A 13,511-nucleotide genomic window follows, 5' to 3' on the forward strand; every position below is an offset into this window, starting at 1 on the left:
GCCGTGCGTTAGCCTGGCCCCTGTCCGGCTGCGATGCGCTCAATGCGCCGACCAGTCAAAATCGTCGATCGCGTCAAAAGCTGACGACTTCTGCTTTCCCCAAGCAACGCGTACATGCCCTAATGCTGGGATGCCGGCGTCGCCGGCACGTGCTGCTCCTCGGCATATTTGTGCGCCAGCCAGGACGTGATCACACCCGGGATGAAGCCGACCATCCCGTACAGGATGAACTGCACCGCACCGCTCTCGGAGCCGTGCGAGGCGTAGGTCAGCGCCGCGCCGACGAACGCTACGAGACCTACGATCAGCATCCGCACCGTCGGCGTGATCCGCCGCATATGCATCAGGATGTCGTCGACCGCGCCGAACATCAGCGACGGCACGATGCCGAACAGATAATTGTATTGCAGCGACTTCACGAACACGACGAGAAGCTTCGTCACCTCGCCGCCATTGGTCTCGGTCCAGTAGCCGGACTGATAGGTGGTCATCAGCAGCAACAGGAAGCCGCCGATGAACGGCCCGATGGCTGCGAAGATCAGATAGCGTTTCATGGCGTGCCCCTGCCCGACATCAGGCGAGTGTAACGCAGTCACGCGACGGTTCTAGGGAAAATCGAAAGCGCCCGGTAATGTTCCGGGATCTTCGCGTCGATGCGCTGCAACAGCCGGACTTCGCTGCGATACGGAATCACCCGGACTCAGCCGGGCGATGAGAGCGTGAGTACCGAGGTGAGCGTTGAAGCTGTTACTCACCCCATGCCGCGAAGGCGTCGTTGAAGGCGCGTTCGCCGGGGGCGCCCTTTTCGATCGCGATGATGGCGCGGCGCTGGTTGGTGTAGACCAGCGGCACGTCGAACCAGGAGCGCTCCTTCAAGAGCTGCAGATTGCGCGAGCGGTCGGCGTCGACGTTGGAGAGGCCGACTAGGAAGAAGCCGTCGGTGACCTTGACCGCGAGCCCGGCCAGCGGCGTGCCGCGCGCCTGCTCGTTGGACTTCATCAGGATGCCAGGCACGTTGCCGACGCCGCCATTGGCGAAGTCCTGCGGCAGGATGAAGGTCAATTCCGCGGTGTGGCTCGCCGGCAGCGATGAATCGGTGTTGCGGCGGAACGACATCGTCATCTTGAACTTGCGATCGGGGATGTCGATGTCGGCGCGCACGGCGATGTCAGGCTTCTGGTTGCCCGAGCCCTTGACCTGCTCAGTGCGCCAGACCACCGAACCGACATATTGCTTGCCCTTCGGATCCGACGGGTCCTCGTCATAGAGCACCACGCGCTGCGCCACCGGAGCGACCGGCTCGCCCGACGACGACGGCTGGCCGACGCGGTCGGTGATCTTCTTGCTCGAAGGCGTCGCCGTGGCGTCCTTCGGCGCCTCGACGGGGGCCGAGGATTTGAAGAGGCTGCTGACGAGGGTGGCGGCCTGCTGGTGGAACAGAAAGCCGGTGCCGACCAGGATCAGCAGGATGCCGATCGCGATCGCGGTCTTGAACGGGAACGTCGAACCGACACGCGGCCGCTTCGGCTCGCGCTCGGCATTGCTGACCCGCGAGCGTGGCGGCGGCGCCTGGGGCGGCTGCGGGGCGTAGCGCTCCGCCTCCTCGATCGACTCCTCGTGGGAATACGGCGCCTCGGGATCGCCGCCGCGGTTTTCGAGGCTCGGCTCAAGCCGGTCGAATTCCGGCGAGGGCGACGGCACGTTGGCGTAGGTCTTGCGCGCGTTGCGGCTGGCTTGCGCCGCGGCCCGGCCGAGATCGTCGGCGTCGGCGGTGATGTCGCGGAAGCCGCGCACACCGGGGGCTGCCGGCGGCGTCGGGGGCGGCGCGCCTTCCGGCCCACGGCGCGGCGCAGCCGGCCGGGCGGCCGACGCCTGGGTATCGGTGCCGGTAGCAACCTGCGGGTTCTGCGGCCGCGGCGGGGCCGGCGGCGGCGCATCGGGACGCAAATTGCGCGGCGGGCGGGGTTCGGCCGGCGGGCGCGGGCGGGCGGCATTGTCGGCGGAATTGGCCTCGGGCGGCCTTGTATTTGCCTCCGGCGGTCTTGCACTTGCCTCCGGCGGCCTTGGATTGGCCCGGCGCAGCGGGTCGCTGCTGCGGGCCGCCCCGCCGCCGGGGCGCGAGGCCTCGCGGGCGCGCTGCGCGGCTTCGGACTCGACCTTGCGCACCGCCTCTTCCAGCGACAGCCGTTCGCGGGTGATCTCGGATTCGGAGAGCGGCGGCTGCACGCCGCGGAGCTGCTGGATCAACGCCGTCCGCGCCCGCGCATACAGCGCACGGCGGGCTTCGCCGGGGGCGTTGGGGTCCAGTCCGGCGATGGCACGGGCGATCAGCGGGTAGTAGTCAGCCATTTCCACACAATTGGTGGGATATAGGTAATATCCCGTTAAGCCTCGAACGGATTCTGTACCAGAATAGTATCTTCACGTTCCGGGCTGGTGGAAAGCAGGGTGACCGGGCACCCCACCAGCTCCTCGACCCGGCGGACATACTTGATGGCCTGGGCCGGCAGGTCAGCCCAGGACCGCGCATTGGCGGTCGGCTGCTTCCAGCCCTCGATGATCTCATAGATCGGCTCGATGCGGGCCTGCGCGCCCTCGCCCGCCGGCAGGTGGTCGATTTCCTTGCCGTCGAGCTTGTAGCCGATGCAGACCTTGATGCTGTCGAACCCGTCGAGAATATCAAGCTTGGTCAGCGCCAGCCCGGCAATTCCGCAGGTGCGGACGGTCTGCCGCACCAGCATCGCGTCGAACCAGCCAACCCGGCGCTTGCGCCCGGTGTTGACGCCAAATTCCTTGCCGCGGCGGCCGATTTCCTCGCCGATCTCGTCGTTCAGCTCGGTCGGGAACGGACCTTGGCCGACCCGGGTGGTGTAGGCCTTGCAGATGCCGAGCACATAGCCGACCGCGCCCGGACCCATGCCGGTGCCGGTCGCGGCCTGCGCCGCCACCGTGTTGGACGACGTCACATAGGGATAGGTGCCGTGGTCGACGTCGAGCAGCGCGCCCTGCGCGCCCTCGAACAGGATGCGCTTGCCCTCGCGGCGCTTGATATCCAGCAGCCGCCACACCGTCTCGGCATAGGGCAGCAGTTTCGGCGCGAACGCCGTCAGTTCGGCGAGAATCCCCTTGCCATCGATCTCCTCCAGATTGTTGCCGCGGCGCAGCGCGTTGTGGTGCGCCAGCAGGCGTTCGATCTTGTGCGGCAGGGTATCGAGATCGGCGAGATCCATCAGGCGGATGGCGCGGCGGCCGACCTTGTCCTCATAGGCCGGGCCGATGCCGCGGCGGGTCGTGCCGATCGAGGTGACGGCGTTGGAGGATTCGCGCAGCGAGTCGAGCTCGCGATGCAGCGGCAGGATCAGGGTGACGTTCTCGGCGATCCGCAGATTGTCCGGTCCGACCGCAACGCCCTGGCCCCTCAGCTTGGCGACCTCGTCGAGGAAGGCCTGCGGATCGAACACCACGCCATTGCCGATCACCGCGAGCTTGTTCGGGCGCAGCACGCCGGAGGGCAGCAGCGCCAGCTTGTAGGTCTCGCCATTGATCACGAGCGTATGGCCGGCATTGTGACCGCCCTGGAAGCGCACGACGATGTCGGCCTGTTCCGACAGCCAGTCGACGATCTTGCCCTTCCCCTCGTCACCCCATTGGGCGCCGACGACGACAACATTGGCCATTGCGAAGATGTTCCCTTCAGGTGCTTCAGAGACCATGATCGCGGCGAAAACGCGTCCGCCCACAGCGATCATGCATGACATGCCCAGCCCAAACCGCGGCGCCCGGCCGCGCGCACGCAAGGCGCCTACCGGATAAAGGAAGCGGGTCGGCTGCGCAAGCAAGAAGGGGGTCGTTTGCGCCTTTTAGAGGGGCGACAAGCCTTTGATATCCCCTGAAAATTCCATGCCGCGCCCGGTCGCGCCGGACTGGCGGGAATTTAATGTTGGGTCGGCCTGACCCTGACCGTACGGCCGATTGATCGCCGGGCCCATTGCGGCGATCATTAGCCCGTATCAACCGGCCCGGACCATGCCCAATTCGACCCAAGCGACGATGGCGCTGCGCAAGCTAGGCATTGCCTTCAAGCTCCACACCTATGTCTACGATTCCAGCGCCGAGAGCATCGGGCTGCAGGCGGCGGAGGCGCTCGGGGTCGACCCGAACCGCATGCTTAAGACGCTGATGGCGGAGGTCGACGGCAAGCCGGTCTGCGCCGTGGTGCCGTCCGACTGCGAGGTCAGCATGAAGAAGCTTGCCGCAGCCCTCGGCGGCAAGTCGGCCAGGATGATGCGCCCGGCCGATGCCGAGCGGCTGACCGGCTATCATGTCGGTGGCATCAGCCCGTTCGGCCAGAAAAGGAAAGTGCCGACCGCGATCGACGAGACCGCGCTCACGCATGTCAGCGTGTTCGTCAATGGCGGCCAGCGCGGCCTGCAGATCGAGATCGATCCGAACGACGCCGCGCTTGCCGCCGGCGCCACGATGAAGGCGCTGGTGGCGACGCAGGATTAAAGCTTCGGTTCCGATTGAATCAGAATCGCAGCTCTAGATTCTTGTTTTGACGCGTTTTCTTCACGCGAACCGGTGCCCACTTCGCTCGAAGACGCTCTGCGCGATCAATGCGAGGGCTTGTCCCTGTTGAACTCCGCGCCGACATAGTCGGACAGGCCGGACAATTCCTCCGCCGAAATATCGTTGACGTTGAGCCTGAGCTGCATGATCGCGAGGTCGAGCAGATGTGCGGCGAAGGTCGCGCCGGCCGCCGTCACGATGCTGCGCTGCTCGATCAACACCGCGATGACGTCGCGCAAACTGCGCAATTGCACTTGATCCATGGCCCTTTGCCCGATGCTGGCCGTCGTGATGTGTGTTGTCATTGGGATACCGATTGTAGTGTGCTGATGGACGCCGCGCTGGCGGATGAAATGTATGGCAGGCGCTCGGCTTCCTCGCCGAGATGCCGGATGCGCGATGGCAGCTCGCGGACTTCGATGTCGATCGTCATCGGCGGCGGAATCAGCGTCACCGAGGCTTTCGGCCACGGCGCCGGATTCGGGCTGACGGCGGTGAAGCGATAGGCCGCGGCGATCTCGAGCGCGAGCAATTGCAACTCGAGCATCGCAACCCCCATCCCGGCGCAGGCGCGCGGGCCGGCGCCGAACGGGATGTAGGCGTCGGTGTTGTAGCGCCGCGTCATCAGGAAGCGGTCGGGATCCTCGAAATGCCTGGGATCGCGCTGCAACTGCCAGGGACAGATCAACAGCGAGGTGCCGACCTTGAGGTCGCGCCCGCCGATCGTCACCGGCTGCATCACCTCGCGCGAGAACCACCAGGCGCTCGGATAGAGCCGGCAGACCTCCTTGACAAACGTCGCGCTCAGATTGGCGCGCTTCACCGCGTCAAGTCGCAGCTCGCCGTCGTCGCCAAGGCACTCTGCCGCCTCGTCGGCAATGTCGTCCATCAGGGCGGGATCGGCGGCCATCTGGTAGAACATCCACGCCGCCGTCGAACCCGTGGTGTGATGGCCGGCCAGCAGCAGGGTCAGGATCTCGTCCTCGAGATCGCGATCGCTCAGGCCGAGCGCCTCGAGATCCCGCAACGCGCTGCTTGAGCCCGCCTTGCGGCGCAGGCGCTGCACCACCGTCGACATCGCAAGCTTGGCGCAGACCCGGTTCTGCCGGCGCCGGTACCAAGCCACCGGACCGAACGGCAACGCGCGGAACATCTCCTCGGCCAGATCGTCCTCGATCACGCCGACGGCCTGAACCAGCGCTTCCTCGTCACCAGACGACATCAGCTGGGAGCCGAAGATCGCGACGCAGATGGTCCGCAACGCCAGCATCGCCGTGACATGATGCGGATCGAACGATCCGAGCCGGGCCAGGCTGGCGCCGACCGCGCGGATCTCGGCGCACATATGCGGCAGGAATTTCTCGACGCTGCCCTTCGCCATGTGCTTCTGCAGCACCGTCCGCCGCCGCTTGTGCTCCTCGCCGCTCAGCATCAGCGAGCTGCGCCCGAGCACCGGCGTCAGCTTCTTGATCAGCTTGCCCTTTCCGATGTCGGTCTCCGGCGCCTTGAGGATCGGGCGCAGCAGATCGGGATCGTTCACCAGAAAGACGGGCGCAGGACCGAGTCGCAGAGGCACGAGCCCCAGTTCGGCCTCGTTGCCGCGCGTCAGCAACAGACGCAGCGGGTCACGCTGGAATGCTCGAACGTCCGAGAACATGTGAGGCATCGTGAATCTCCAATTGCCGTCCAAGGTCGAGGAATTTGGTCAGGCCGGGATTGTCGGCGAGACCAAGCGGGATTTCTCCGGCAAGCGCCGTCAGCGGGCGGCCCATGCGATCCTTGCCGATCACCTGCGGCGGGCCGTAGCGGCGGGTGCGGATGTCCATGCGGGTGAGAAAGCGCTCGTAGGAAAGGTCGGCGAGCGCCACGAGCGCCGCCGCCCCGCGCAGCTCGGCGAAGCGGAACATCAGCGCGTAGTTCACGCGTGCCGTCCGCGACCTCGCGACACCAGGCAGCACGCCGAAACGGCTGATTTCCCAGGCATCGCGACGGCTCGGAAAGCGGCGCACCGCAAGCTGCGGGAACACCGACTTGGTCAGATAGGGATAATCGGTGCGGATCGCCCGGAAGCCGCCGACCAGCTCGACGCCTGAGAACAACAGGCAGTGCTCGGTATACCAACAGTCGAACTGATCGCGTTCGACGTCGCCGGTCGTGCTCAGAAGCCAGCCGCAATGGTCGACGAACAGGCGCTTGCGCAGTCGCAGCATCGCCCCGACATGCGCCGGATCAAGCTCTTCCCTGGTGATGAGTGCATGATAGCCGTCCAATGAATGCGGCATTATCCTTTCCTCCAAATGCGGGACATCTGGAACGAAAGGGGTTAACTGTGGTACCCCCGAAAACCGGGGGTTTTAGTCAATGGGCCTGGTAGACGCGATTTCGACCATCGAGGCGTCGGATACCATCGACGAGCTCAGCTCGTCATTGCACCGTATCGTCCAGAACTACGGCTTCTCGGGCTTCGCCTTTGTCGATGCCGGCCGGCCCGACCTTGACCTGCCCTATCATGTCGGCACCTTTCCCGACGCCTGGAAGCGGGCGTATGTGCAGAACGAGTTCGTCCATGCCGATCCGGCGCTGGCACGGTCGCGACGCACCAACACGCCATTCAGCTGGAGCAGCCTGAAGCTGCCGGAGCGAAGCGGACACAAGCGGGCGCCCGAGGCCAAGACGATGGATGCCGCCCGCGAGTTCGGATTCAAGGACGGCTTCGTGGTGCCTTTCCATTACCGCGACCGGCTCGGCGCCGTGCACTCGAGCTCGACGGTGTTCTTCTGGGAAGACGAGCGGCGCGACTTCGACAAGCTGTTCGTCTGCCATCGCCATGAACTGCATCTGTTGATGATCTACTGGGTGCAGCGGGCGATGGACATCGTCAACCGCGACCAGCGCAACGCGCCGACCATCCTGAAGCCTGCCGACGCCGCCGAGACCATCAAGCTCACGGGACGGGAGAAGGAAGTGATCGCCTGGGCGGCACGCGGCAAGACCGTGGCCGACACCGCGCAGATCCTCGGTATTTCGCCGGAGACGGTTGAAGGCTTCATCAAGCAGGCGCTGCGCAAGCTCGAGGCCTCCAACAAGACGCACGGGGTGGCGAAGAGCATCGCGCTCGGGATCATCGACCTGTGAGCGGCGCCGCGCGGCCGTCGCGGCGCTCTGAGGGCTGCTTCCGTGCGCGCTGCTTCCGTGCGCCCGGTATCGTCGCGCTCGGCGGCAACGCCGCGAACTGTGGCAAGGTCACACACCCGGGTTGGATTTGCCTCAACGATCACCCCCAGATTGCATTCGCGTACGATCTTGATGATAAGGCTGCGGCCCGATGACAGGGATTTCAGACCATGGGTGCGTATTGCAGTGCCCGCCCGGCGCGACTGCCGAGCTGTCGTGAAAGCACGGTTCGTCCTGCCCCTCGCCCGGTGCGCCGGGACCGATTGTCGATCCGGGTGATCCGTAGAAGTCCCGTCGCGACGAACCGCTGTTCCATCTGCTACCAATCATCGTCGCGGACATGCTGTCGACGGACGTAGCTGGAGATCGCCCAAGCGCACCATGAGCACATCGCAGGACGACCAGATCGATCAACTGGTGCAGGCGCGCTGGCGCGCAATCGGGCTGTCGCAGGCCGATCTCGCCGAGATCCTGTGCGCGGGGGCCTCCCTGCAAAGGAACGGCGTGGACGGCACCGTCAAGATCGATACCGGCCGCCTGGCGACCGTCGCCGAGATGCTCGGGATCGCCGCCGACATCCTCAATCACCGGCCCGCCGCCACCGCGCAGACACAAGGCGGCCAGGCGTCGGAATCGCTGCAATCCCTGCTCGAGCTGCGCATGCTGCGGGTATTCCGCGACGTCAAGGACCCTGACACCAAGCGGATCCTGATCGAGCTCGCCGAGCAGATCGTCAAACGCCAGACCACGCCATCCGCGACCGGCTAGAGGCTTGTCGCGGATCGGCCTGGCAAAGCGCCATCGCGCCTTCCGTAAGAGGCCTTCGCGCATGGTCGCGATGCGTCGATCCCCATTGATAGAACGGCGGAATCCGTGTCTGTGACGGGGCGCCGGGGCGATCCATACCGGCCCGGCGACGGCCGGGCGGGCGGGCCGCGGCGCCGTGAACCCGGGCCTTTCGCATGTCTGCCACCGATTCCTCCACAACGCCTGCGTCCGGCTCCTGGATCGCCAACCAGCCATATCTATTGCTCTGCATCACCGCGATGTGCTGGGCCGGCAATGCCATCGTCGGCCGGCTCGCGGCCGGCCATATTCCGCCGGTGACGCTGTCGTTCCTGCGCTGGTTCGTGGCGTTCCTGATCATCCTGCCGTTTGCCTGGAAGCACCTCGCCAGCGACTGGCCTGCGATCCGCAAGAATCTCGGCATCATGATGCTGCTCTCGATGACCGGCATCAGCGCCTTCAACACGCTGCAATACTGGGCGCTCGAGCACACCCAGGCGCTGAACACGCTGTTGCTGCAATCCTCCGTACCGCTGATGGTCGCGCTGTGGTCGCTGATCCTGCTCGGCGCGCGGCTGACGCCGGCGCAGCTCTGCGGCGTGTTGCTGTCGCTCGCCGGCGTCCTGGTGATCCTGCTGCACGGCGATCTCACGACGCTGTCGAAGATCGAGTTCAACAAGGGCGACCTGATCTTCATCGCCGCGCTGGTGATCTTCGCGCTGTACTCGGTGCTGACCCTGAAGCGGCCCAAGATCCATGGCCTGTCGGTCGCGGCCTTCACCTTCGGCTGCGGCGCGCTGTTCCTGATCCCGTTCCTGATCTGGGAACTCGGCACGCGTCCGGTGATGCAGCTCACCACCAGCAATCTGCTGTCGCTGTTCTATGTCGCGGTATTCCCCTCGACGGTGGCCTATCTGTGCTTCAACCGCGGTGTGCAGCTGATTGGCGCCAACCGCGCCGCGCCGTTCTTCCACATGGTTCCGGTGTTCGGCACCATCATGTCGATCGTGTTCATCGGCGAGCATCCGCAGGCCTTCCATTTCATCGGCTTCGCGCTGGTGCTGGCCGGCGTCTTCGCGGCGTCGCGGAGGCAGTCGGCCTGATCTTGCCCGCCGGAGACGCGGTGACTATCCGCCGCAAATCCGCTATCTCTTGAAGTCTGCTTCGCGGACAGGTCCCCAACGCATGGCGCGCGCCAGCAATCTCGTGATCGGCACCCTGACGCTGGCCCTGATCGCCGGCTCGCTCGGCGGCTGGCTGGGCTATCAGCGCTATGCCGGCATCAAACGGATGGTGCCGCTCCGCGTCGTGTTCGAGGGCTCGGCCTCCGGCCTGCGCCGCGGCGGCAGCGTCAACTTCGCCGGCGTGCGGATCGGCGAGGTGGTTTCGATCAGGCTCGACCGTCACCGCGTGGTGGCGATGACGCGGATCGAGGGCAACGCCCCGATCAAGAAGGACACCCAGGTCGGCCTCGAATTCCAGGGCCTCACCGGGATCGCCTCGATCTCCTTCACCGGCGGCACCGACGATGCTCCGCCGCCTGCGCTCGGCGCCGACGGCATTCCCGAGCTGACCGCCGACGCCGAAGGCACGATGGGCATCCAGGAGAAGCTGCGCGTCGCGCTGCGCAATGTCGATCGCGTCATCACCGAGAACGAGGCCGACATCAAGGACTCGCTGCTCGGGCTCGAGAACTTCACCAACTCGCTGTCCGGCAGTGGCGAGCTGATCGCGGGCTTCATCGATGCCGCCGAGGACGGCGTCGACGCGGTCGACAGCAAGTTGACGTCCGCCGACAAGTTCCTGAAGGGCTTCGGTAGCGACAAATATGGCGGCGAGTTGCTGCCGACCGTGATCTCGCTGCGCGAGCTGATCCAGAGTTTTGACAAGAAATCCGGCGCCATGATCGCCGAGACCCGCAAGACGCTCACCGACGTCAGCCAGTCGGTCAACAAGTTCAACGAGAAATTTGTCCCGCCCGCCGCAAGGCGCTAGCCTCGCGTTCCAGCCAAGAACCAAGAACATCGGAAACGCCCAACGTGCACGACCGGACCGCAGCCCCTGCCTCGCCTCCCGCAACCGTCAACCGCGCGGCGAGTGCCGTGCCCCGGCATTTGCGACGCTATCTCACGCTCGACGATTTCGAGCCGCAGGCACGGCGGCTGTTGCCGAAATTCCTCTATGGCTACATCTCCGGCGGCGCCGAGACCGACGCGGCGCGGTCAGACAATCGCAGGGCGTTCGACGAATACGGCTTCGTGCCGCGGGTGCTGAAGGACGTCTCCGGCCGTGACCAGACCACGACGCTGTTCGGCAAGACCTACGCCTCACCGTTCGGGATTCCGCCGATGGGCTCGTCAGCGCTGTGCGCCTATCGCGGCGACATCGTGCTGGCGCGCGCCGCGGCCGCGGCCAATGTCCCGATGATCCTCTCGGCCTCCTCGCTGATCACGCTGGAGGACGTCCGCGCCGCCAACCAGCAGGCCTGGTACCAGGCCTATCTCGCCGGGCTCGACGAACGCATCGAGCCGCTGGTCGATCGCGTCGCGGCGGCCGGCTACGACACCTTCGTCGTCACCGCCGACGTGCCGGTGCCGCCCAACCGCGAGAACAACATCCGCAACGGCTTCCAGGTGCCGCTCGAGATCACGCCTCGGGTGTTCTGGGACACCATCACCCATCCGGACTGGCTGCTGAGCACCTGGGCCCGCACCGTGTTCAATCACGGCATGCCGCATTTCGAGAACATGGACGCCAAGCGGGGCCCGCCGGTGCTGTCCAAGAATTTGATGCGCAATATCGGCAGCCGCGATCAGCTCGCCTGGAAACACGTCGAGCTGATCCGCAAGCGCTGGCGCGGCAAGCTCGTCGTCAAGGGGCTGATCTCGCCGGAGGATGCGCGGCTGGCGCGCGAGCACGGCTGCGACGGCGTGATGGTTTCCAACCACGGCGGCCGCCAGCTCGACTACACCGTCTCCGCGCTGCGCACGCTGCCGGAGATCGCGGCACAGAAAGGTAGCATGACCGTGATGATGGACGGCGGCATCCGCCGCGGCACCGACGTGATCAAGGCGCTCGCGCTCGGTGCCGACTTCGTCTGGATCGGCCGCCCGTTCCTCTATGGTGCGGTGGTCGCGGGCGAGGCCGGCGTAGCGCGCGCGATCTCGCTGCTGCACGCCGAGATCGACCGCGACCTCGCGCTGCTCGGCATCCGCAGCCTGAAGGAGATCACCCCGGACCTGGTGCGGAAATATTGAACTCACGCATAGCGCGCCGCGCCCATGCAGAGCGCGGTGATCGCGAGCAGCCCGGCCGCGACGCGCTGGGCGACCGCGAGCCGCGAACGTGCGGTTGACGGTTCGGCCGCGCCATCGCGCAGCTGCCTGATAGCGCCGCCGCCGACGATGATCTGCACGGTGATCGCGGCCAGCGCGGCAAGCGCGCCGCCCGCCAGGATCTGCTCCGACAGCGCGAACGAACCTTCATGGACCAGGCGCCACAGTGTGGCGCCGGTCACGATCGCAACCGTCGCCGCACCGATTTGCGGAACCAGCAGCTTTTCGCCACCGAGGCCGCCGGTGCGCGCCAAAGTGAAGCTGGAGCCGGCCCAAAACACCGATGACAGGACGTGAAGGGACAGGGCTATGATGAGGACGGTCTGCATGATCTCGCTCCAAGGGCGCTGGAAATTAGATATACATAATGTATAGTAAATCTGACGAATGCAAGGCCAACCGATGCCGCCGCGCAGCTATGTGAGCCCGGCGCGCAGCGCCGCCGCCGCTGAGACCCGCGAGCGCGTGATCGAGGCGGCTGCGCGCACGCTGCGCGAAGGCGAGAGCATTGCGCGCTTCTCGCTGGATACGGTGGCGAAGGCCGCCGGCGTGACGCGGCTGACGGTCTATAACCAGTTCGGCTCCCGGCGCGGGCTGCTCGAAGCCGTGTTCGACGAGATCGCGCGCCATGGCGGGCTGCATCAGCTCGCCGACGCCATGGCGATGGCCGATCCGCGCGCCGCGCTCGACCGCATGGTCGAGATTTTCTGCGCATTCTGGAGCCGTGATTCCGCGGTCGCCCGCCTGCACGACGCGATGGCGACCGATCCCGAATTCGCCGAAGCCTTGAGCGAGCGCAACGAGCGTCGTCGCCGCGGCGTCACCGCATTGGTCGACCGCATCGCGGGCAAGCATGCCTCAGCGCAGGTCCGTAAGGACGCCGTCGACCTGATCTTCGCACTGACGAGCTATCCGACCTTCGCCTCGCTCAGCGCCGGGCGGTCGAGAGATGAAGTCTGCCGTGTGGTGCAGACCGCGTGCCGCGCGGCGCTGGCTAATCTGTCAGACCCGTCATCCTGAGGTGCGAGCGCTTGCGAGCCTCGAAGGATGAATCGGCCACAGTCGGGCCGTCGACCCTTCGAGGGCCGCTGAAGAAGCGGCCACTCAGGGTGACGGAGATGGATTGGCGTACACGGGTTCAGTCAAGAGACGTGCGTCTCGCTCCTCACCCCACCTTGAACTTGCTGTAGGCCTCGCGCGTCGCGATGATGACGTGCTCCTCGCAGCCGTTGCGGCGATGCGGGTCGCAGCGGGTCTCGTAGTCGGTCGAGGTCATCATGTCGAGGAAGGCCGCGACGCTCGGGTAGCTGACCAGCGCGAGGTAATCCCAGCGCTGGCCGGCCGGTTCGCCCAGCGCGACCGTCTCGGCGCTGCCGGTCCAGAGCAGCGTGCCGCCGCGTGCCTTGATCATGGGGACGGTGAGCGCGCTGTAGCGCAGATATGCATCCCAGCCCGAGCCGTCGCCGTCGAGCGACCGCTGACGAAATCGCATCAGATTGACCATGACGACCGGAGCCTCTTGATCCAGTTCGCCCAAGCCTTTGACGTTCAAGAGATCGACACCCATCCACCAGCTCCCGCCCAAAGTCGCATCAGTCCCAGCCGGGTCGGTCCGGCCGCAACGATTATGTCACATCGCGGGACTAC

The 13,511-nt window shown here is 65.8% G+C and carries 15 protein-coding genes; 7 read left to right on the top strand and 8 right to left on the bottom strand.

The features are described 5' to 3' along the window. Positions 1-119: 119 nt before the first annotated feature. From HAP47_RS33270 to HAP47_RS33280, 3 genes are all read right to left on the bottom strand, one after another. A complete protein-coding gene (locus HAP47_RS33270; RefSeq protein ID WP_173640949.1) occupies positions 120-554 on the bottom strand; it encodes a DUF5413 family protein in 435 nt (144 codons plus the stop codon). A gap of 193 nt (positions 555-747) precedes the next feature. After that, positions 748-2,349 (bottom strand): hypothetical protein, encoded by a 1,602-nt coding sequence (locus HAP47_RS33275; RefSeq protein WP_173640948.1) that lies wholly within the window; start codon positions 2,347-2,349, stop codon positions 748-750. 35 nt (positions 2,350-2,384) lie between these two features. Next, positions 2,385-3,677, bottom strand: a complete 1,293-nt coding sequence (locus HAP47_RS33280) for an adenylosuccinate synthase (RefSeq protein WP_173640947.1) — start codon at positions 3,675-3,677, stop codon at positions 2,385-2,387. A 349-nt stretch (positions 3,678-4,026) separates the two neighbouring features. Between HAP47_RS33280 and ybaK the strand changes: the two genes are divergently transcribed. Beyond that, entirely contained in the window at positions 4,027-4,509 is a 483-nt protein-coding gene (gene ybaK / locus HAP47_RS33285) for a Cys-tRNA(Pro) deacylase (protein ID WP_173640946.1), read from the top strand. Positions 4,510-4,613: 104 nt separating this feature from the next. Here ybaK and HAP47_RS33290 read toward each other — a convergent pair whose 3' ends face one another. The 3 genes from HAP47_RS33290 to HAP47_RS33300 are packed head-to-tail and all read right to left on the bottom strand — an operon-like array spanning position 4,614 to position 6,851. Continuing rightward, entirely contained in the window at positions 4,614-4,832 is a 219-nt protein-coding gene (locus HAP47_RS33290; protein ID WP_173640945.1) for a hypothetical protein, read from the bottom strand. A gap of 38 nt (positions 4,833-4,870) precedes the next feature. After that, positions 4,871-6,235: a cytochrome P450 gene (locus tag HAP47_RS33295; RefSeq protein WP_231168539.1), complete on the bottom strand. Its 1,365-nt coding sequence runs from the start codon at positions 6,233-6,235 to the stop codon at positions 4,871-4,873. Beyond that, positions 6,195-6,851 (bottom strand): acyl-homoserine-lactone synthase, encoded by a 657-nt coding sequence (locus HAP47_RS33300; RefSeq protein WP_173640944.1) that lies wholly within the window; start codon positions 6,849-6,851, stop codon positions 6,195-6,197. The genes HAP47_RS33295 and HAP47_RS33300 overlap by 41 nt, the downstream gene beginning before the upstream one ends. A 79-nt stretch (positions 6,852-6,930) precedes the next feature. Between HAP47_RS33300 and HAP47_RS33305 the strand changes: the two genes are divergently transcribed. From HAP47_RS33305 to HAP47_RS33325, 5 genes are all read left to right on the top strand, one after another. Next, positions 6,931-7,704 (top strand): LuxR family transcriptional regulator, encoded by a 774-nt coding sequence (locus HAP47_RS33305; protein WP_173640943.1) that lies wholly within the window; start codon positions 6,931-6,933, stop codon positions 7,702-7,704. 420 nt (positions 7,705-8,124) lie between these two features. Continuing rightward, entirely contained in the window at positions 8,125-8,511 is a 387-nt protein-coding gene (locus HAP47_RS33310; protein ID WP_173640942.1) for a hypothetical protein, read from the top strand. A gap of 194 nt (positions 8,512-8,705) precedes the next feature. Beyond that, a complete protein-coding gene (locus HAP47_RS33315) occupies positions 8,706-9,632 on the top strand; it encodes a DMT family transporter (protein ID WP_173640941.1) in 927 nt (308 codons plus the stop codon). Between the two features lie 82 nt (positions 9,633-9,714). Continuing rightward, positions 9,715-10,524, top strand: coding sequence for an MlaD family protein (locus tag HAP47_RS33320; RefSeq protein ID WP_173640940.1), 810 nt, complete (start codon positions 9,715-9,717; stop codon positions 10,522-10,524). Positions 10,525-10,631: 107 nt separating this feature from the next. After that, positions 10,632-11,786 carry an alpha-hydroxy acid oxidase gene (locus tag HAP47_RS33325; RefSeq protein WP_173640939.1) on the top strand — a complete coding sequence of 385 codons (1,155 nt, stop codon included), beginning with the start codon at positions 10,632-10,634 and terminating at the stop codon, positions 11,784-11,786. Positions 11,787-11,788: 2 nt separating this feature from the next. On the opposite strand, the gene HAP47_RS33330 is transcribed toward HAP47_RS33325, so the two are convergent. Then, positions 11,789-12,193: a hypothetical protein gene (locus HAP47_RS33330; RefSeq protein WP_173640938.1), complete on the bottom strand. Its 405-nt coding sequence runs from the start codon at positions 12,191-12,193 to the stop codon at positions 11,789-11,791. A gap of 58 nt (positions 12,194-12,251) precedes the next feature. On the opposite strand from HAP47_RS33330, the gene HAP47_RS33335 reads away from it, so the two are divergent. Then, positions 12,252-12,884 (top strand): TetR/AcrR family transcriptional regulator, encoded by a 633-nt coding sequence (locus HAP47_RS33335; protein WP_231168541.1) that lies wholly within the window; start codon positions 12,252-12,254, stop codon positions 12,882-12,884. A gap of 145 nt (positions 12,885-13,029) precedes the next feature. Here HAP47_RS33335 and HAP47_RS33340 read toward each other — a convergent pair whose 3' ends face one another. Next, on the bottom strand, positions 13,030-13,431 hold the full coding sequence (locus HAP47_RS33340; RefSeq protein WP_173640937.1) for a DUF1330 domain-containing protein: 402 nt from the start codon (positions 13,429-13,431) through the stop codon (positions 13,030-13,032). Between the last annotated feature and the right edge of the window lie 80 nt (positions 13,432-13,511).

It is taken from the genome of Bradyrhizobium sp. 41S5, assembly GCF_011516665.3.
Taxonomy (GTDB): Bacteria; Pseudomonadota; Alphaproteobacteria; order Rhizobiales; family Xanthobacteraceae; genus Bradyrhizobium; species Bradyrhizobium quebecense.

Bases quoted from the DNA above. Each gene is read 5' to 3' on its own strand.
- HAP47_RS33270 (WP_173640949.1), bottom strand. From the start codon at position 554: ATGAAACGCTATCTGATCTTCGCAGCCATCGGGCCGTTCATCGGCGGC.
- HAP47_RS33275 (WP_173640948.1), bottom strand. From the start codon at position 2,349: ATGGCTGACTACTACCCGCTGATCGCCCGTGCCATCGCCGGACTGGAC.
- HAP47_RS33280 (WP_173640947.1), bottom strand. From the start codon at position 3,677: ATGGCCAATGTTGTCGTCGTCGGCGCCCAATGGGGTGACGAGGGGAAG.
- ybaK (WP_173640946.1), top strand. From the start codon at position 4,027: ATGCCCAATTCGACCCAAGCGACGATGGCGCTGCGCAAGCTAGGCATT.
- HAP47_RS33290 (WP_173640945.1), bottom strand. From the start codon at position 4,832: ATGGATCAAGTGCAATTGCGCAGTTTGCGCGACGTCATCGCGGTGTTG.
- HAP47_RS33295 (WP_231168539.1), bottom strand. From the start codon at position 6,235: ATGCCTCACATGTTCTCGGACGTTCGAGCATTCCAGCGTGACCCGCTG.
- HAP47_RS33300 (WP_173640944.1), bottom strand. From the start codon at position 6,851: ATGCCGCATTCATTGGACGGCTATCATGCACTCATCACCAGGGAAGAG.
- HAP47_RS33305 (WP_173640943.1), top strand. From the start codon at position 6,931: ATGGGCCTGGTAGACGCGATTTCGACCATCGAGGCGTCGGATACCATC.
- HAP47_RS33310 (WP_173640942.1), top strand. From the start codon at position 8,125: ATGAGCACATCGCAGGACGACCAGATCGATCAACTGGTGCAGGCGCGC.
- HAP47_RS33315 (WP_173640941.1), top strand. From the start codon at position 8,706: ATGTCTGCCACCGATTCCTCCACAACGCCTGCGTCCGGCTCCTGGATC.
- HAP47_RS33320 (WP_173640940.1), top strand. From the start codon at position 9,715: ATGGCGCGCGCCAGCAATCTCGTGATCGGCACCCTGACGCTGGCCCTG.
- HAP47_RS33330 (WP_173640938.1), bottom strand. From the start codon at position 12,193: ATGCAGACCGTCCTCATCATAGCCCTGTCCCTTCACGTCCTGTCATCG.
- HAP47_RS33335 (WP_231168541.1), top strand. From the start codon at position 12,252: ATGCAAGGCCAACCGATGCCGCCGCGCAGCTATGTGAGCCCGGCGCGC.
- HAP47_RS33340 (WP_173640937.1), bottom strand. From the start codon at position 13,431: ATGGGTGTCGATCTCTTGAACGTCAAAGGCTTGGGCGAACTGGATCAA.